The 19544-nt window shown below is 51.6% G+C and carries 15 protein-coding genes and 1 tRNA gene; 2 read left to right on the top strand and 14 right to left on the bottom strand.

Annotated features, from left to right (window positions below):
• Positions 1-10: 10 nt before the first annotated feature.
• From J2I47_RS22645 to J2I47_RS22595, 11 genes are all read right to left on the bottom strand, one after another.
• Positions 11-3121 (bottom strand): TAT-variant-translocated molybdopterin oxidoreductase, encoded by a 3111-nt coding sequence (locus J2I47_RS22645; protein ID WP_207366899.1) that lies wholly within the window; start codon positions 3119-3121, stop codon positions 11-13.
• A 46-nt stretch (positions 3122-3167) separates the two neighbouring features.
• Positions 3168-4520, bottom strand: a complete 1353-nt coding sequence (locus tag J2I47_RS22640) for a c-type cytochrome (RefSeq protein ID WP_229374889.1) — start codon at positions 4518-4520, stop codon at positions 3168-3170.
• 217 nt (positions 4521-4737) lie between these two features.
• Positions 4738-4808 (bottom strand) — tRNA-Cys (locus J2I47_RS22635).
• A 111-nt stretch (positions 4809-4919) separates the two neighbouring features.
• Entirely contained in the window at positions 4920-6725 is a 1806-nt protein-coding gene (gene rpsA / locus J2I47_RS22630) for a 30S ribosomal protein S1 (protein WP_207366898.1), read from the bottom strand.
• Positions 6726-6909: 184 nt separating this feature from the next.
• The gene (locus tag J2I47_RS22625; protein ID WP_207366897.1) at positions 6910-7428 is read right to left on the bottom strand and encodes an HNH endonuclease; all 519 of its coding nucleotides are present in this window, start codon (positions 7426-7428) and stop codon (positions 6910-6912) included.
• 100 nt (positions 7429-7528) lie between these two features.
• Positions 7529-7996, bottom strand: coding sequence for an SsrA-binding protein SmpB (smpB, locus tag J2I47_RS22620; RefSeq protein ID WP_207366896.1), 468 nt, complete (start codon positions 7994-7996; stop codon positions 7529-7531).
• A gap of 489 nt (positions 7997-8485) precedes the next feature.
• The gene (locus tag J2I47_RS22615; RefSeq protein ID WP_207366895.1) at positions 8486-9085 is read right to left on the bottom strand and encodes an OmpH/Skp family outer membrane protein; all 600 of its coding nucleotides are present in this window, start codon (positions 9083-9085) and stop codon (positions 8486-8488) included.
• A gap of 35 nt (positions 9086-9120) precedes the next feature.
• Positions 9121-9480, bottom strand: a complete 360-nt coding sequence (locus tag J2I47_RS22610) for a hypothetical protein (protein WP_207366894.1) — start codon at positions 9478-9480, stop codon at positions 9121-9123.
• A 4-nt stretch (positions 9481-9484) separates the two neighbouring features.
• Complete coding sequence (locus J2I47_RS22605; RefSeq protein WP_207366893.1) at positions 9485-11908, bottom strand: penicillin acylase family protein; 2424 nt, start codon at positions 11906-11908, stop codon at positions 9485-9487.
• A 130-nt stretch (positions 11909-12038) separates the two neighbouring features.
• On the bottom strand, positions 12039-13172 hold the full coding sequence (locus J2I47_RS22600) for a glycosyltransferase family protein (protein WP_207366892.1): 1134 nt from the start codon (positions 13170-13172) through the stop codon (positions 12039-12041).
• Positions 13173-13175: 3 nt separating this feature from the next.
• Complete coding sequence (locus J2I47_RS22595; RefSeq protein ID WP_207366891.1) at positions 13176-14036, bottom strand: UDP-2,3-diacylglucosamine diphosphatase; 861 nt, start codon at positions 14034-14036, stop codon at positions 13176-13178.
• Positions 14037-14223: 187 nt separating this feature from the next.
• On the opposite strand from J2I47_RS22595, the gene J2I47_RS22590 reads away from it, so the two are divergent.
• Positions 14224-14856 carry an acetyltransferase gene (locus tag J2I47_RS22590; protein ID WP_207366890.1) on the top strand — a complete coding sequence of 211 codons (633 nt, stop codon included), beginning with the start codon at positions 14224-14226 and terminating at the stop codon, positions 14854-14856.
• Positions 14857-14961: 105 nt separating this feature from the next.
• Here the strand turns inward: J2I47_RS22590 and fcl are convergent, their stop codons facing one another.
• Positions 14962-15903 (bottom strand): GDP-L-fucose synthase, encoded by a 942-nt coding sequence (gene fcl / locus J2I47_RS22585; protein ID WP_207366889.1) that lies wholly within the window; start codon positions 15901-15903, stop codon positions 14962-14964.
• A 152-nt stretch (positions 15904-16055) separates the two neighbouring features.
• On the opposite strand from fcl, the gene J2I47_RS22580 reads away from it, so the two are divergent.
• A complete protein-coding gene (locus J2I47_RS22580) occupies positions 16056-17081 on the top strand; it encodes a toxin-antitoxin system YwqK family antitoxin (RefSeq protein WP_229374887.1) in 1026 nt (341 codons plus the stop codon).
• A 49-nt stretch (positions 17082-17130) separates the two neighbouring features.
• Here J2I47_RS22580 and J2I47_RS22575 read toward each other — a convergent pair whose 3' ends face one another.
• Together J2I47_RS22575 and J2I47_RS22570 are read right to left on the bottom strand one after the other, a co-directional pair.
• Positions 17131-17979, bottom strand: coding sequence for a tetratricopeptide repeat protein (locus J2I47_RS22575; RefSeq protein ID WP_229374886.1), 849 nt, complete (start codon positions 17977-17979; stop codon positions 17131-17133).
• 49 nt (positions 17980-18028) lie between these two features.
• Positions 18029-19462: a DEAD/DEAH box helicase gene (locus J2I47_RS22570; RefSeq protein WP_207366888.1), complete on the bottom strand. Its 1434-nt coding sequence runs from the start codon at positions 19460-19462 to the stop codon at positions 18029-18031.
• Positions 19463-19544: the final 82 nt, after the last annotated feature.

The raw sequence follows: 19544 nt of genomic DNA, 5'->3' as shown, positions 1-19544 counted from the left end.
ACGTTGATGCTTACGAAACTGTTTCCTGAGTGCTTTCCTGCTTAGGCCCTTCGTCTTTGTTACGAATCTTTGTCAGGTAAGCGATTTGTGGCCGAACGTTAATTTCTTCCAGCACGTGGAAGGCTCGCTCGTTTAGCTCTGTACTCAATACCTTCGAGATTGTGCTCTCCGGGTTGTTCATATCACCAAAAATGATAGCGTCTGTTGGGCAAGCCTGGGCACAAGCCGATTGAATTTCGTCTGGCAAAGGACGACGACGTTCTTTCTTAGCTGTCAACTTGCCTTCCTGAATACGCTGTACGCAAAACGAACACTTTTCAATCACACCACGCGACCGAACCGTAACGTCAGGGTTGATGACCATTTTACCCAGATCATTATTGAACTGGTAATCAAACTTGTCTTCATCATGGTACTTGAACCAGTTGAAACGACGCACTTTGTAGGGGCAGTTGTTGGCGCAGTAACGTGTACCAATACACCTGTTGTACGTCATCTGGTTTAGCCCTTCCGTGCTATGCGTCGTTGCCAAAACAGGGCAAACTGTTTCACAGGGAGCGTTGCTGCAGTGCTGGCATAGCATAGGCTGGAACGTCACCTCTGGATTAGCAGAAGCTACTTCCAGCGCTTTATATCCAGCAATGGCACCCATTTTTTCTGGTTCGGCGTCGCTGCTGTAATAACGGTCAATCCGCATCCAGTGCATTTCGCGCCGGGCAAGCACTTCTTCACGGCCAACAGTAGGTGTATTATTTTCTGATATACAACCCACTACACAGGCGCCACAACCAATACACGAGTTAAGGTCAATGACCATACCCCACGAGTGGTTAGGTTTACCATAGCCGTGCCAGAGTGTAATGTCGGTGGCGTGCACCGGACCTTTTGATGTTTCTACTTCTGGTTCATAGCGACCTTCGCGGGGGTTCTTCTGATAACGAGCCAGTATACCCTCCTGAAGCACTGCCTTGCGGCCCATTACCGTTTCGTGCGTCTGCGTCTGAGCAATTTCATGCCGACCACTACGCTTGGCTACGGTTGCGTTGACCGCGCTCATCGATACAAAGCCACCAGCCAGACTAGCCAACGGGTAAACGTTTTGACCAACTCCGTCAGAGCAACGTCCCGACTTTGTGCGGCCATAGCCAATCGCGACAGCTACCGTCTGATCCGCCTGACCTGGTTGAATTAAGACGGGTAACTCAACTGTTTTACCAGCTACGTCGATACTCACCATCTCGCTTTGCTCAACGCCCAAATCAGCCGCGGTCTTTTGCGAAACGGCAGCGTAGTTATCCCAGCAAGCTTTAGAGACTGGATCTGGAAACTCCTGTAACCAGGGGTTATTAGCCTGCGAGCCTGTGCCAATGCCTACTTTCTCATATAAAGCCACTTCCATACCGGTAGTTGGCTTATACCGCTGAGCAATAGCATTTCCAGCAGTTGCTACGTCACCAGCAAAGCTAGCGGCAACGGGAGCTGGCATTGCTGTAGGTTCAAAGACACCATCATGGAGAGCCTTGATCCAAAAAGCGTCAAAACTGGCGAAACCGGTTGCCTTTGGAAACTGGTTCGCTTTCCACTGACGCTTCACATACTCTTGGTAATCATTCGGCAAACCAGCCCACGTCAGTAAACTTGTCTGCATTTGACGAGTCTTGAAAATATGGGTAATCGCTGGTTGTGTCAGACTATAATGGCCAGTTACAGGCTCTGCATCATTCCAACACTCCAAGAAGTGAGGAGTTGGGGTGATGTACTTTGTTAATGAACCTGTTTCGTCTGCGCGATCGCCAAAGTAGATAGACAGAGGCACTTTAGCCAATGCCTGAGCTATCTCAGCACCACGTGGATGGTCATAAACCGGGTTAGCAGCAAAGAACATGACGCCTTGCACCTGACCCGCTTTCAGCTCATTCACAAAAGCGTTCATTTGCTGGTCGTTCCCTTGACGGGTATTGACTGCCACGGCCAGATTAATTGTTGACGTATAGCTACCCAACAAGTTGTTAAGCGCATTAACGACTACCTGAACGTTTGGGTCGTTTGAGCCGGCTACGACCAGTGATCGGCCACGTGAGGCAATCAAGTCAGCGGCAGCTTTGTCCAGATACTGTATTGTTACGGCTGGTGCGCTGATAGGCGCAGCACCCAACTTGGCAGCTACCTTATTATACAGGCTGGCAACAACCAATCCCTCCTGCGAAGGTTTGTATGTTCCACGGTAGTCTGCGTTCGAGCCAGTCATCGACAGAATTGTCTCAAACTGATAATGACGCGACATTTGTTTATTGCCTCCTCCTACAGCACCAATCTTACGCGTCTTGGCGTAATCTTTCATGTAGTTTAATGGCGCAATCCAGGTACCGAGGAAATCGGCGCCGATACTGACAATGGTTTTTGCCTTGCTGAAATCGTAGCTAGGCACAACCGGACGACCAAACGAAAGCTGATTGGCCTGCATTATACCTGACACCGAATTTGCATCATACATAATGTGCCTTACAGTAGGGTACTTCGCGGCAAAGTCAGCAATAACTGCTTTGGTTGATGGGCTGATAATGGTTGACGTTACCAGCCGGATCGCACCACCTTTAGCTGCAATTGCAGCCAATTGGTTTGTAATCTCTTTATCGGCAGTTTCCCACGTAATATCATTGCCACCACGCTTAGCGCCTTTCAGCTTGTCGATGTCATACAACGATAATACAGCAGCTTGCACACGAGCTGTTGTTCCACCCTTTGTTACACTAGATAATGGGTTACCTTCAATCTTGATAGGGCGACCTTCTCGTGTTTCTACCAAAATGCTGGCGTATTCACCTCCGTCTGTATACGTCGATGCGTAATAATCTGAGATAGACGGAAATGTACCCTCCGGTTTGTTAAGATACGGAATGGCTTTATGTACAGGCGTTTCGCAGGCGGCCAATGACACAGCAGCCATACCGAAACCAATCGTTTTCAAAAAATCACGGCGGGGAGCGTTTGAACCGTCGAAAATGCTTTGCAGGTCGTTGGCCGACGGCTCAACAAACTCTGACTGTGCATGCTTCACGTAGGTTGCGTCGTTGCGCAGTTCCTCAACACCCTTCCAGTACCGCTTGGTTACTTGTTCCATATAGCAATTGTTCCAACCAGAAAATCACTGTGGTTGGGCTGAGAGATTAATAGTGGCATTTCGAACACTCAAGACCGCCAATATTGGCCACCTTTAGCGGTTCTTTCGACTCTTTGCGGTGCAGAGCAACAAGCTTATCGTAGTAGGCATTGTCTTTAGAATTAACCTCCGTTTTGCGGTGGCAATCAATACACCAGCCCATGGTCAGAGATGACCGCTGCTCAACTACTTCCATCTTCTGGATCTCACCATGACAGCTTTGGCATTGAACGTTACCCACATTTACGTGCTGAGCGTGGTTGAAGTAAGCCAGATCTGGCAAGTTGTGCACCCGAATCCATTCAATAGGCTGATTGTTCTCAATGGCCGCGTATATCTTCTGAATCTCGGGAGACTCTTTCTTGATCACACCGTGGCAGTTCATACAGATGTTGGCTGCCGGAATCGTGGCTGATTTGCCCTTGTTCACACCCGTGTGGCAATAATTACAGTCAATCTTATACTGACCGGCGTGTAATTTGTGCGAGTAAGCAATCGGCTGCTTCGGGGCGTAACCTTGCTGAATACCAATTGAATACAAGCCATCAATCGACATCTTGGTTGCAACAAACAGGAAGAGCCAAATAGCCACCGAACGAACTGTTGAGTTGTTAACCGTATTGGTCAGACCCTGACGTAAACGCTGTACCAGCGGGGTTGTCGTTACTGTCTGATCAATGCCAACGGCCTGCGGACTAACAGCCTTAGACAGAATGTTTACGATAACAAACAACACGCCTAAGACGAGGAGCATGACAACGAGTAGGGCAACCAGTACCAGCGTGAACAACTCAGAAGGTCCTGACGAAGCAGAAGGTGTGCTATCGCCGTTTGTTTGTGCGCCTGGGGTGGTCTTATTATCGCCTCCTGTAGCAGCTGCCTTCGGCCCGGCATTTTCCGAATCGATGTAATCCAGAATGCCATCGATGTCCTTATCCGTCAGATTCGGAAAAGAAGACATCTGCGTTTTGTTGAACTGATTGTAGATCTTAACGGCGTATTGGTCGCCAGAGGCGATGACCGTCGACGAATTACGGATCCACTTGTGAAGCCATTCGGCTCCAGGGGTCCGTTGACGAACTCCTTTTAGACCTGGTCCTACCAAGGCTACTTCATTAGTGTTGTGACACTGCTGGCAGTTATTAGTAAAGAGTTCTTTTCCCTTTGCTATGTCACCTCCACCTCCGGCGGCGGGTGCTGCTGCGGCCACTGCTGGCCCGCCCCCACCTTGTGCTGCCGACGAGTCCTGCGCATTAGCTTGACCTCCGTTGACTAACAGAGTCGTCGCCAGAGCAAATGCTCCGCAAAACCTACCTAAACGGCTCATAACGAATGATTTATGATCTTTATTTACTTGCATGATGTGCCTCCGTAAAGCATTGGCCCACAAAAGTAAGCCACGATTGCCACAATACAAAAGCCGCTTCAAAGCTATTTTAAAGGGGTTTTTGTTTTGGCTATAGCCTACTTGGGTAGTAAACAATATCGACTTGTAATAGGCTAAAAAGTTCCCGGAATTTTATCTAAAAAAAGAGCCGCCATCGCAAAACAGACGATGACGGCTTCTGAAAACAGGGAGGTTCCGAGCGGATTCGAACCGCTGTAGCAGCTTTTGCAGAGCTGAGCCTAGCCACTCGGCCACGGAACCTTTCGTTAACAGGACAAAGGTAGTCCATTACCCCTTAACGACAAAAGCGTTTCCCAACTTTATGCCGGGAAACGCTCCTATCAAATTCGCTTATATGTAAGCTTCAGCAACTTAATTGCGGCCTTCCATCTGCTCTTTCAACGCGGCCAGCGCATCGAGATCACCAAGGGTAGCACCACGCTGATCACCCTGTGCGGCCGGAGCAGCAGGAGCTTTGTCAGTTTTAGCTGCTTTTGGCTTTGCTTCTTTGTTGGCCGATGCAGGCTCGCTTCTCTCCTGCCAGGTACGAGTGTGCGACAGCATAATCCGCTTGTCTTCTTTTGAGAACTCAGTTACGCGGAAGTCAAGTGATTCGCCCACTTCGGCAAACGTGCCGTCTTCCTTAGCCAGGTTCCGCAGAGTACAGAAGCCCTCGATACCGTAAGGTAGTTCCAGCGTGGCCATCTTGTCGTTTTTCGACAAGACAGTGCAACGGTGAACAGAACCAACGGTAAAGGTATCTTCAAACGTATCCCATGGATTTTCCTCAAGCTGCTTGTGGCCTAAAGCCAAACGACGGTTGTCAACGTCCAGCTCAAGCACAACCACGTCGAGGTTTTCACCTGCTTTGGTGAAGTCTGATGGGTGCTTGATCTTCTTGGTCCATGACAAATCTGACACGTGTACCAGACCGTCGATGCCCTCTTCCAGTTCAAGGAACAGACCAAAGTTGGTCAGGTTACGTACAATACCCGTATGGCGACTACCTACCGCATATTTAGTGGTCAGGTCTGGGCGCGTCCAGGGGTCAGCCGAGAGTTGCTTAATGCCCAATGACATTTTCCGGTCCTGACGGTCGAGTGTCAACACCACTGCTTCCACTTCGTCGCCCACTTTCAAAAATTCCTGTGGATTACGCAGGTGCTGCGACCATGACATTTCCGATACGTGGATCAGACCTTCTACACCCGGCATGATTTCGAGGAAAGCACCGTAATCGGCAACGTTCACAATGCGGCCTTTCACACGTGAGCCAACCTGAATGTCTTCGGTGAGAGCATCCCAAGGGTGAGCCTGAAGTTGCTTCATGCCCAGCGAAATACGCTTCTTCTCTTCGTCGAAATCCAACACCACCACGTTTACACGCTGATCGAGGTTGAGCACTTCTGACGGGTGGCTGATACGGCCCCACGAGATATCGGTAATGTGCAACAGACCATCTACACCACCCAGGTCGATGAATACACCGAAATTGGTCATGTTTTTGATCACGCCTTCCAGCACCTGCCCTTTTTCGAGGTTGTTCAGGATCTGCGCGCGTTGTGCCTCCAGATCTTTTTCGATCAGGACTTTGTGCGAAACTACTACGTTGTCATTGGCGTAGTTGATTTTCACCACTTTCACTTCCATCTTCTTGCCCACATAGATGTCGAAGTCACGGATAGGCTTCACATCAATTTGCGAACCGGGCAGGAAGGCTTCGACACCATAGATGTCAACGATCAGACCACCTTTGGTACGACGCTTCACGAATCCGTCAATGACCAGATCGTCGTCGAGGGCTTTCTGGATATTTTTCCAGGCAGTAATTACTTTGGCTTTCTTGCGCGACAGCACCAGTTGCCCGTTGGGGTCTTCCTGATTTTCAACGTACACGTCGACCTGATCGCCAACTTTCAGGTCAGGCAGATCCCGGAATTCGGATGAGGGCACCAGGCCGTCCGATTTAAAGCCGATGTTAAGCAGGATTTCGCGGTCTGTAATCCCTACAACCGTTCCTAACACAACATCCTTCTCATTTACTTCGGTCAGTGTACCATCGTACATCTGCTCCATGCTCTCCCGCTCTGCGGCGGAATAGCCGCTACCGAACCCTTTGTTGTCTGCCCGATCCCAATCAAATTCGGGCAAGTTTGCAGTCTGCTGCGATTTGCTCATAAAATAGTTTTACCTGACCCACTCATACATCCACCTGCCGGGTCATGACAAATAGACTTTAGGTTAAAAATGAATAGGCTTTTAGTAACTATGCCGGTCACTGAAGGCCTCCTTTACAAAAAGGACTGCAAAGATAGCAATTGTGTGGCAAAAAAAAGCCCGGCACTTGGGCCGGGGCGGGAGGTTAATCGTAGATTCGTTCTCGTTTGGTGGTCAGAAACGGCATCCAGCTATCATCGAGTACACCAGAAAATTCTCGAAGGAATACGATAAACGAAGGCTTAAATGGTTTGTGCCGCATTTTCATGTTTGCCTCTTCCGGAGTGAAATCTCCTTTACGCGAATTGCAGCGTTTGCAGGCGGTGAGCAGGTTATCCCAGTTTGTTTTGCCGCCACGCGATTTAGGCATTACGTGATCGAGGGTGAGATCATCAGTCGTGCCGCAATACTGACAATGGTGTCCATCTCGTTTGAAGACATTCTGCCGGGTAAGCATGACGCCTTTGTAAGGCAAATGAACGTAGCGATGTAGCCGGATAACAGTTGGCATTGGGTACTCTTTGTCGATTGTCCGAAGGGCGAGTGCTTCGGCTTCGGCCACCAGTTCTGCTTTGCTCAGGTAAACCAGCAAAAATGCTTTAGGAACAGAACAGATGCTCAGTGCACTGTAATCTTGATTTAAGACTAATACTTTCCTGCCCATATAGTGGTTGTAGGTCCTCTGTTTCGTAGCAATTTACTCACTTTTCAACATTTCCACAAGCCAGCCAAACGCGCTTGAAAGTCAACCTTGTCAGGCGGCTTTAGTCCTCGTATTGACCGCGTTGCATAGACCGCGTTGCATCCCGTTCCTTAATGCTGTCGCGTTTGTCATACAGTTTCTTACCCTTAGCCAGTGCGATGTCGATCTTGGCAAATCCACGCGGGTTAGTGTACAGGCGGATAGGCACAATGGTGAGGCCCTGATCTTTCAGATTCTCTGTTAACCGGCGTAGTTCGCGCTTTGTTAACAACAGCTTTCGATCACGTAGCGGGTCATGGTTGTTGTAGGTGCCCTCTGTATACGTAGATATACTCATTTGCCGGATGTACAGTTCCGAACCTAGAAATAAGCAGTAGGCATCCTGCAGATTCACTTTTCCCTGACGAATCGATTTTATTTCCGTGCCGGTCAGCACCAGACCGGCGGTGAACGTGTCTACGAACGCGTATTCAAAAGAGGCCCGCCGATTACGAATATCGACTTGCTTAACAATAGAGGCTGAAGCCATTTTCAAAAGTACATTAAGGGTAATAACTGCCTACCGAGGTGCTCGGTCGTACGAGCGAGATAGGCTGTATAAACAAAAACCCCAGCCGGAGGGCCAGGGTTCTGGAAGTTAATCAATAAACAGACTATTCGATTGGAGAGTCGCCTAACTGGCCAACGTTTCATAAACAAACTTGCGCTTGTTTATGGCATTGAAGCCACAGCCTCAGGACCCAATACGGCATTGACCAGTCAGAGCGATGTTGACGACGAAAGTTGAGTGGTTAACTCATCTAACATCGTGAGGCACCAAATAATGGGCAAAAACAGTGCCTAACCGTGCTAGTAAGGGCGGGTGCGCAGTAAAATCATCAAAAAAATAACCTTCCGGTGAGCAATGAAGACTTTTAGTTACTGCTTAATTCAATAAGCTCACTACCGCAAATAGTGTGCCAACAGAAAAAGCCAGCTTATCTATAGGCTGGCTTCTTCTCGAATGGCTTTGGCACGATTATTTCTTGGTAGCAGCCTGTTTCTCTTTGTAGGCTTTGTTCAAACCATCAATGACACGTTTAGTGACATCATTGCCGCCATCAGCATAGAGGATACTACCGCCTTTCTGATAGCCCAGCACAAACTCGTATTTATTCTGCGCATTTGCTTTCTTGAGGTAATCGAAGATTTGGTTGTAGAGCGCCTCTTCTTCTTTGGCTTTCTCAACTGCCAGTCCCTGAGCAGCACGTTCGCGGTAAGCCATCAGGTCCTGCTGTTTCTTTTGCAACGACGCCTCCGTGGCGCGGCCCTGTTCCATTGTCATGGTTTGAGCACGCTGTTGAAAAAACGCGGCTTCGTTCTGCAGTGACCGGGCACGGTTTTGCAGATCGTTTTGCAACTGGAACTCCTTACTCTCCAATACCTTCCGGGTGTCTTTGAAATACTCATAATTCGTCACTAACGAATCGACATTTACATACACCACTTTGCGGCCTTCAATCACGGTTGGGGCAGCTTTGGTAGGCTCGGCGGGGGTAGCACTCTTAAAATGGAGGTAGTACAATACGGCAACGGCGACGGCCAGGACGGCGTTGATCGCCAGGGATGCATTCTTCACGAGAAACTTGGTTATTGATTGATTTTGTAACAAAGCTACGACTTTACGGTTACGGTCGGCATCAGAGCCTGCCGGGTGAAGTAGCCCGCCAGACCCGCCAAGCCGGCCACCAGGCCACCTACCAGCGGTGTGATGACCAGTAGAAAGATTGGATTGGCGGGCAACTTCAGCACTTCACTGATGCGGCTGGTAAGTATACCATTGGTTTGACTATGCTGCAGTATCGCATAACCAAACCAGACCAGCGCAACACCCACGAAACTGTATAGAAACGCCCGGCCACTACCCTGCGGACGACCAAAGCAAAATGCAAAAGCCACGAGGGCAATACTCCACCAGGGCAACACCAGTTGAGCCACCGCGCTAAGCAGGGCGATTAATAAAATCGAGATCATAGGGTTAGTTTAATTTCCACCGTACGTAGGTACCAGGTGCCTGCGGTGAGGTAAGATACTGTAGCTTAGTAAGTTGCCCTTTTCGCCAGGTTTCCAGCATATTTAGGTAATAATGGCTACCCGGATTACCCGACTGTCCGCCAGGCAGGGCAGCGTAGCCTGTAGGCATTGGCCCCAGCTCAACCACCAGACGCCACGAAGGACCGGTACGGCTGGTAATGGCATTGACTACAGTGGCCCCTCCCCCAACCTGCACATTAAGCGCACTAAGCGCATCGAGGCGGGCCAGGTGGCTGATTTTAGTAGCCTTGGTAGTGGCCCATTGCCAGCCTGCTCCTTGTGGTCCATGGCGCTTAGTGAGCGTGTCGACGGTGGCGCGGAAACTCTGGGTTACAATGTCGGCAACGGTTTCTTTAACGGGGGTACGTACATCGTCGAACCAGCGGGCATTGGGGTTTTCTTCGAGCAGGCGAATGGTGCGATCAGCGCTGGGTTTGCGTAGGGGCAACGAGTCAGAATCGGGTAACTCATCGCCCCACAAAGCCTCCATAAACCGCTTTTCCCATTCCACAAAAATGGTTGGACCAAGTTCGGCAGTCGTTTGGTTATAGGTCCACTGTTGCAGTGTGTTCAGTGCCTGTTTCTGCGCCGCCGACAGGTTACCCGACTGCAAGTGGCTAAGCAATTTCGGCAGCAGTTCGGCAGCCCGTATGTTATAGGTGTCGAACTGCAAGTTCCGAATGCTGTCAACGGTGGCGCGTTGCATGGCCGTGAGCCGCTGATTGATGCGTGAACCGCGCTCATGAGGGGCGAACTGCCAGTTCAGGTAATAAGGATACGTAGGGTCGGTAGACGATTGGTTGGCTGAACTGACAAAGCCACGCGGTGGGTTTTTGACATGTGGATTTTGGTCGGCGGGGATGTATGCCCGCCAGTCGTCGTTGGGGTCGGTACCGTCGAGCAGAAACTTACCCTGCTGCTTCTTTTTCAACGGAAAACGGCCATTGGGCGCAATAGCGATGTCTTTATTAACGTCGGCGAAGACAAAGTTCTGCGCCGGAGCACCGTAGTACGTGAGGGCTTCGCGGTAATCGGCGTGATTTTTGGCCCGGTTTAGCAGGTAAAAGCACTTTAGTTCGTTGGCCGGGTCATGCGCCACCCACCGCACGGCGTAACCCACGGGAAAGTTCTTGGCGAATGACTTCTGCCCCGGCTCATACATTACCGGTCCGTGGTGGGTATACAGCACGGTATCGACCAGATCGGGCCTGCCCTTGATCTTGACCACCTCAACGCGCCGGGTTACGGGCTTCCACTTGTTATCGTGCCAGTATTCGCGGCGGGTATTGTCTTTGAACTTGATCTTGTAGAAATCGAGCACGTCGGACCCCACGTTGGTTTCGCCCCAGGCAATGTGCTGGTTAAATCCGCCAATGACCCCCGGCGATCCGGGCATCGACGCGCCCATGACGTTGAGCGTGGGGGTGTGCAACTGAATCAGGTACCAGATAGAGGGTAGGCTAAGATTCAGGTGCGGGTCGTTGGCCAGAATAGGATAGCCTGTGGCCGATTTGGTAGCGGCCACAGCCCAGTTATTCGACCCGATGGCCGGGTCATGACGGGGCCAGTTTAAGGCGAAGCCGTTCTTGCCCGGCACCGGGTTCGACGGTGATTTCAGGTAATAAACGGGCAAGAAATCCCATTTCGTACCCGGCGGAATAATTGGGTCTTCGTGCTTTGGGTAGTTGGGAAACAGGTCATTGGTTACTTCGGGACCGTACTTTGCCAGAATATTGGTCATCGCTACGTCGTCGGCACCCAGGGCCAGCACACCCGACATATACTTCAGGAAGTAGGCGCACTTAATAGGTGTCCAGGGCTCAGGCGCGTAGCCTAACAACTTGTACTCCAGCGGATATTGCGCGGGCTTGAGCTGATTTATGTAGGCGTTGATCCCCGCCGAATACGCTTCGAGCGTTTCACGGATGGCCGGATCGTCCATCATGAGCTTAACCGACTGTTCGGCAGCGAAGCCCATACCGAGGCGACGGTTGTAGCGATCCAGTTCGGTGGCACGGTCACCTACGATTTCAGCAACCCGGCCAGCAGCGGCGTGGGTCTGAAATTCCATTTGCCAGAGCCGGTCGCGAGCCGTGAGGTAGCCCTGTGCAAAGTAGGCGTCGTGGTCATTTTGGGCGAAAACGTGGGGAATATGCAGGCTGTCGAACAGCACCTCGACGGGCTGTTTGGTGCCACCAATGGTCAGACTCTGCGCCTGAAGCTGATCGGGTTTTTCGGCATTTTGCCAGAACCCCGTAAAGGGGCTAATAAACGAACCAAGGGCAGGCACAACACCCCAACTTCGATTGAGGGCGTAGACAAGGGCAACCGCAATGACGGTAGACAGCAATGCTTTAAGTAGGCGCATGAAGCAGACGTTTAGGAAGCCCCGAAATTGCGCAAAACTTACAACAGTTTGCTGTTTTCAGTTTGCTGTCTTCTGTTGGCTGCCGCAAGCATACGTTCGCGGCAGCCAACAGAAGACAGCAAACTCCCTTTTATGCTGTTTGCACCCGGCCCGCACGGCGCGACGATTTACTTGGCTTCGGGTTCGCAGCGCGATGAAGGGCGGCCAGAAACATACCGCTAACCCGCCCCTGCCAGTCGTGGAAGCGGATTTGGGTGATGGGGTTGTAGGTGGGCAGGTAGTGCATAAACCCGCTCAGATCGAACGATTCGGCGGCGAGGCCAGCTCCGGCGCGCTGACCATCCTGTGCATTGCAGGCTTGTTCGTAATGGTTGGGCTGTGGCATCATCAGCACGGGTTTGCCCAGATACATCGCCTCACAGACCGATTCAAACCCAGCCGTAGTCACCATTGCCGAGCAACGGGCCATATCAGACAGGTAGCGTTGCCCATCCAGCTTACATTCCGTAAAGGTTTCATCAACAGCTTGTTCCGTTTCGGTTGCACCGGCATGGTAGTAACGGAGGGGCTGATCGGGATGCTGTTTGTGTACCGCTAACACCTGCGAACGAAGGCCCGGCTGTGTGGTATAGGCTAAAAAATATGGTTCTCTCGTGGCTACCAGTTTGCTGATCTCCTGCCGAAGCAAGGGCGGCACTACCCGCAAGCGTTGCTCTGGAGCGTCGGCTTGTTGATCAAACGAGAGACCAAGCAATTCTGACGAGCCAATGCCGTTGAGACGTACCAGAGCCAGAAAACTCCATTTATCGAGCCGCTTTTTGGCCGGAAAGGGAAAATCGGGGTGCAGCGCCATAAACTGATGCGCTACACTGACCACCGGGGCCGAAGGGTCATAGAACGCGTAGGTCAATCCGCAGAGTAGTTCGAAGAAGTTGACCACTACGTCGGGCCGATGCGCTTCGATGGCCTCGTGCAACTGCTGCATACTCCGCCGGAACGTACCCAGCTTACCCAATGCCTGCCGTACGGTAGCTCCCACGTTGAGCCGGTTGGTTTTCGGGCAGTAGACCATCGCGGGCGTGGTCAGCGTGGTGTGCGGTGCGGGAAATTGTTCGGCGAAAAACGCCGGAATAGGCCGACCGGGGGCCAAACCCACCATGGCCATAACCACCTCATGACCAGCGTTCTGTACAATCTGCGCCAGCGAAATTGCCTGCGTCAGATGACCGCGTCCTTCACCCTGAATGACAAATAAGAACCGCATAACCTATTTCGTTGACGTAAGCAAGTCAGTCATAATCGTTTGCGAGATGGTCTGCCCAGCGGGTATCGTTACCTCTTCTTCAGACACATCCAATTCATTATCAGGCGTTTCCGAAGCCATGACGTCTGAATAATAAAGCAAATGCCATTGCCCTTTGTGGTCTTCTACCAGCGCACTCATAGACTCCACCCAGTCGCCGGAGTTCATGTAGGTGATGCCATTGATGTCTCGGATAGCCGGTTGGTGAATATGGCCGCAGATGATGCCATCGCAGCCGCGGGCGCGGGCCAGCTCGGTCAGTTTTTCTTCAAAATCAGAGATGTAGCTGACGGCCGTTTTGATTCGTTGCTTCACCACCTGCGATAGTGAATAATAGCTTAGCCCACGCCAGGCGCGGTATTGGTTATAACCTTTATTAACCCACAATAAAAATGTGTAGCCTACGTCGCCAAGATGGGCCAGCCACTTCATGTGCGATGTGATGGAATCAAACACATCACCGTGGGTGACGTAGAAGGTCTTTTTGTCGGATTTGAGCAGGTAATCGCGCTGAATTCGAAAGTTCTTGCCTACCTGCAGGGGTAATACCTGATCGAGAAAGTCATCGTGATTACCGCGCAGGTAAATCACTTTGGTATCGTGGTGAACGATTTGCTTTAAAACGACCTTAAAAAAGGCGGTGTGCTTTTTTTTCCAGACGCCCTGCTGCCGCAATTGCCAGCCGTCGATGATGTCACCATTCAGGATGAGCTTCTGGCAGGAGTGGTATTTGAGAAAATCGGTAGCCTCTTTGGCCCGCGAACCCGCCGTACCTAAGTGCAGGTCTGAAAGTATGATGGTTCTGAACAGCGTTGCCTGTTTCATAACCCAAAGGTGCAGTCTACGTATGACGTAAGTTTTATGCACTGATTACCAAATCAAGACGATACAATCATCAATATTGCCTACTTATTAATTGTTTGTGTGCTTGTTGGTTTGTCTGTTGCTGATTGCCTACCACACTCACAGAGAAACAGACAGACACACGAACACACAAACAACTCTTCCCAGTATGGAGAACCCTGTAATGATTTTTGGCGCCGGCAGCTTAGGGCTGACTGCCTTGGATATCTTTCAACGTAATGAGGTAGTCGTCTACGGTTTTCTGGACGATGAAAAAGCATTTCACGGCCAGGAGTTTGGCGATGTAAGTGTATTAGGAGAAACCGACGATGACGGATTTCTGAAGATCATTGGCCCTAAAACAGAAGCCTTTATCGCCATCGGCGACGGACGGGTACGGAAGCAGTTGGTAAAGCTGCTGAATGAACGGCGCAAAACGCAGCCCGTCAATGCTATTCATGACACAGCCGTAGTGTCTAAACTAGCTACAATCGGCCATGGCAACCTGATTGCCGCCCGTGCCGTCATTAACCCGATGGTCACAGTCGGGCAACATTGCCTGATTCTGACCGGGGCTGTCATTGACACCCGCGCTGCCCTTGGCGACTTTGTGCAGGTGGGTCCGGGGGCTATTGTAAACAGTGGCGTTACAATTGACGAGAGTGCCTATATCGGCGCAGGAGCCGTGTTAGTGGCGGGGATTACCGTTGGTAAAGGTGCCCGCATTGGGGCCGGTTCAGTCGTTGTTGAGAATGTGGCCGCAGGCAGTACGGTCTTCGGCAACCCGGCGAAGGGAATTTAATTGAGTTCAATGTTTAACGTCCCATGTCTAATGTTGGCTGACGCGAGAGCATCACGCTTGCGCCAGCCAACATTAGACATGGGACGTTAAACATTGAACTCGCTTTTACACTGCGTAAACCTCCTCGTTTTGCAGGAAATCCTGGTACGTGTGTTCCAGACCCTGACGAAGTTCGATGCTGTGTTTCCAGCCCATTCCGTGCAGTTTCGACACGTCCATCAGCTTGCGAGGGGTGCCGTCGGGTTTATCGGTATTCCAGACAAGGTCGCCCTGGAAGCCAACGACGTCTTTCACCAACTCGGCCAGTTCTTTAATCGTGACGTCTTCGCCGGTGCCTACGTTCACGAACTGCTCGCCGTCGTAGTTATTCATCAGGAAAATACAGGCCTCGGCCAGGTCATCGGCGTGCAGAAACTCGCGCATGGGTGAGCCGGTGCCCCAAATCTCCACCGTAGGCTGGTTGTTGATTTTCGCCTCGTGAAACTTGCGGATTAGCGCAGGCAACACGTGCGAACCCTGCAGGTTGTAGTTATCGTTGGGGCCGTAAAGGTTGGTAGGCATTACCGAAATGTAATTATCACCGTATTGGCTCCGGTAGGCCTCACACAGCTTGATACCGGCGATTTTGGCAATAGCATAAGGCTCGTTGGTTGGCTCCAGAAAACCGCTGAGCAGGTATTCTTCCTTCAACGGCTGCGGGGCCATTTTGGGGTAAATGCACGACGACCCTAGGAAAAGCAATTTCTTTACCCCGTTCTGGTGAGCGCTATGGATGATGTTGGCTTCGATAACCAGATTTTCGTACAGAAATTCGGCACGGTAGATGTTGTTGGCCAAGATACCGCCTACTTTGGCAGCCGCCAGAAATACGTAATCGGGCTTCTCTTCGGCGAAGAAATCGGCCACGGCCGCCTGGTTACGCAGATCAAGCTCTGACGATGTGCGGGCCACGATGTTGGTGTAGCCGATGGTTTTCAAATGGCGAACCAGCGCGGAACCGACCATTCCCCGGTGTCCGGCAACATAAATTTTAGCGTCTTTTTCCACTGTGTTGACAGGAACAGCCGCCACCCTATTGGGCCAGGCGTTCGTTTGTATACTTTTCAGACTTTACAAGCGTTGCAAAACTAACAAAGTTCGTCCGTCTGTTTGTCCCGCCTAATCATTGGTTGGCAGGACGTTCCATCTTTTACATACCTATGCGTTCGCTGTTGATTATAAGTTTTTTGATTTCCACCAGCCTCCAGGCGTTGGCGCAGACGGCCCCCTCTGCCCTTACCACAGCGGCAGGCCCTCCCGTAGCCATTCCGAAGAAGCAGAAAGGTAGTTTCCTGAAAAAGGTGGCTGAACAGGCTGGCATTCCTTCGGCCATTGCCAGCAATCCACTCTCTACCACGTCCTACGGCCTCCCCGGCAGCCTGCCCAGGCCCGACTCACTAAAGGGTATGATGAGCGATATGCTGGGTTCAAGCATTCCTGATCTGGGCCTGAAAATCAAATCATTTGTTAAGAAAAGCGACAAGCGTGGAAGGAAAAAGGAGTCTAAAACAGACTACGAAGGCTTACCCATGATTCGGCAGTTTACCAAAATCGGCAGCGGCGACCGGGCCATCGTGGAGGAGTTTCACGTGCTGAAAAACTGGCAGGACCCCAGCCCGTATGTACGTGAGGTATGGTCATACAGTGCCAAAGAGGGTCGGATTAAGCCTATGCCGAAGGATATGTCGGGTGTTTACCTGTTGCATGGCCCTTACAAGCGCTACCAAAATGGTGAACTGATGGAAGAGGGCTACTATTACGCCGGTACGCGTGATGGTCGCTGGGAAAAGTATGATGCCAAATTTATGTTGATCGACAAAACGCGTTACCATCGTGGTTTCCCCGCCGACTCGCGCATTGTGTATTACGATTCCACGCACACCAAGATCAAGGAAGTGTATCCCTACACCTACGGTAAGCTAACGGGCACTTATGTGGCGTTTCACCCTAACGGCCAGATTGCCGAGGAGGGAAAGTATGACAATGGTGTGAAAATTGGCCGCTGGACAGAATGGTATCCCAACACCACCCGCCGGTTTCGCAAGCGCGTGACCCAATATGCTACTGACCGCTGGGACGAAGCTGCCGAGCCTATCATCCTCTCTGAATGGGACGAGCGGGGCAAACAAACCTTCGACCGCCCAAAGGAGAAAGCAGACGTAGCCGAAGAAGAGGAAAGTCAGTAAAGTTTATTGGTCGAACAGGCCCACTGGGCCTTCAATGGCTCAACCTTTCTTATTTGAACAACCCAATTGGGTCAGGCTGTTTGGCGAGTAGCTCGTGGACGTAGTCCAGGTCAACCGATGTGATGCTTGTGGTATACGCCTTGTGAAGATACAGCCAGGCATCGCCGTATTTAGCCTCCAGGTAATTGGCCAATGACAGTTTCATGTAGGCCGTGGCGTGGTCGGGGCGAAGGAAAATGGCCCTGGCAAGGTGCTCACGGGCATTGACCATACTGGCTGTGTCCTGTTTGGCCTGATACTGCTCCAATTCAACAGTGGCGAGGTCGGTTAGCAGCACAGCATTGGTGTCGGCCAGACTCGCACCGCGCTGGAGCATCTTGATAGCCGTACCGAGTTGATTACGCTGGTAGCTCACTACCCCCAACCCCCAGAAAGCATCGGCGTTTTTATCGTCGAGCAGGTTAGCCAGGTTGAAGCGATAGGCAGCCGTATCTAGCTGAGCCTCGGCAATGTACTCCCAACCGCGGGCCGCAAAAAACTGACTGGCTTCGTGGCGACTGGTGAAGTTCTGGTCACAGTCGTTTAGAAAACGAATTTCGTCTTCAATCTGTAAAGGTGACTTCGACCGTTCGCCGAAGAGGGGCAGAATTTTGACATCAATAACCCGCTCTACTACTGCGTTTGTGACTACGTCGGCCGTTTTAGCCGTTTCCTTCGGTGCAGTAACAGTTTTGGCATTAGCTGCTGCCTTGGCTGCCCGCGACGCCGACACCATAACCGGTGTTTGTGCCTGCCCAACTGCCAGTACCGGCAACAGCAACAGCCCCCACATCAGTTGGTGAGGTGTTAATAGCGTGCGTGTGGTAACGTAGCGAGAAAGGTGGCCGTTGATATGCATGATTACCGTAAAAACGATAGGGGCAACCAAGTTAGTACATCATCGGCAATTACCGCTTGCTCGATCCCCGCTTGCCCGTGTTTTTGGGGCCTGCTCCTGAGCGGTTTACGGGCTTCCGCCCTGTATTGGCAGGCTTCTTTTTTAATCCGCTGGCCGCTGCCGCCGCCTGACCTGCCCGACTATGACGTGCTGCCCCGCCAAGACGTTCCTGTTGCGCACGTGCCGCCGCTTTTGGGTCCTTCTTTTCGTGGAAAGCCCCTTTGAATGTTGGGTCTTCTTTGCGCCGCTGTTCGTCTATCTCACGCAGCATATCCTGCTGCTCTTCTTTCGGCGTCTCAACCTGCTCAACCTCCCTTGGAATTGGCAGTCGATTAATCTTCTGACGGATGATACCTTCGATCTTACCAACGTGATACGCCTCGGCAATGGTGACGAACGTGATGGCTTCGCCCGCATGGTTGGCCCGACCCGTGCGGCCAATGCGGTGAACGTAGTCTTCGTAGATAATAGGTACGTCGAAATTAATCACGTGCGACACCTCGGCTACGTCGATACCGCGCGCGGCCACATCCGTAGCAACCAACACCCGAATGTTGCCTTCCTTAAACGCCTCCATCGAGTTGATGCGCGTATTCTGCCCTTTGTTGGCGTGGATGACCCGGATGTTTCTGTCGTCTACCACCTTACGGGCCAAAAACTTATAAATGTTCTCAGCGGTCTGTTTCGTACGGGTAAACACAATTACGCGCTGGGCGTCTTCCCGCGTGACGAGGTAGGCCAGCAGGTTGATCTTAGTGCGGAAATTGGGTACCTCATAAATTACCTGATCCACCATTTCGGCGGTCATGTTCTGCGGTGTTACCTCGATGCGGATGGGGGCCTCCAGAAACTCCGCCGAGAACCGTTCTACTTTGTCGGGGAAAGTGGCCGAGAAGAGCAGGTTTTGCCGCTTGCGGGGAATAACCTCCAGAATGGCCCGAATTTGGGGCATAAAGCCCATGTCGAGCATTTTATCGGCCTCATCCAAAATCATAGTCTTGAGGTCCTTCGTCACGATCTCGCCCGCCCGGTAGAGGTCATTGAACCGACCCGGCGTAGCCACAATGATGTCGACGCCCGCCTGTAATTTCTCTATCTGCGCCTTCGGGCCAAGCCCGCCGTATACGGCTACGTGCCGGATGTCGGTATAGGTGGCAAACTGTGCGATGGCTTTATCAATCTGCATGGCCAGTTCACGGGTGGGGGCCAGGATCAGGGCGCGGGGGTTGGTACCCTGCGCGTATTTTACTTTCATCAGCAACGGCAACACATACGCCGCCGTTTTGCCAGTACCCGTCTGCGCAATACCCAGCACATCGTGGTTGCCGAGCACCACCGGGATGGCTTTTTCCTGAATGGGTGTCGGTTCAGTGTACCCCGCCTCGGCTACCGCGTTGAGCAACTGCCGGTTCAGCGCAAAGGCTTCAAAGGATTTTTCTTCCATACCGCAAAGGTAGGGGTAAAGAAAAGGAGTCTGGAAAGTTGATAGTCGTAAGTCGGCTGACGCGTCATGCTTCGCGCTTGGT

This window comes from Fibrella rubiginis, from assembly GCF_017353185.1.
Classification (GTDB): domain Bacteria; phylum Bacteroidota; class Bacteroidia; order Cytophagales; family Spirosomataceae; genus Fibrella; species Fibrella rubiginis.
The sequence above is the reverse complement of the archived record's forward strand: the minus strand, read 5'-3'. Positions and strand labels throughout refer to the sequence as shown.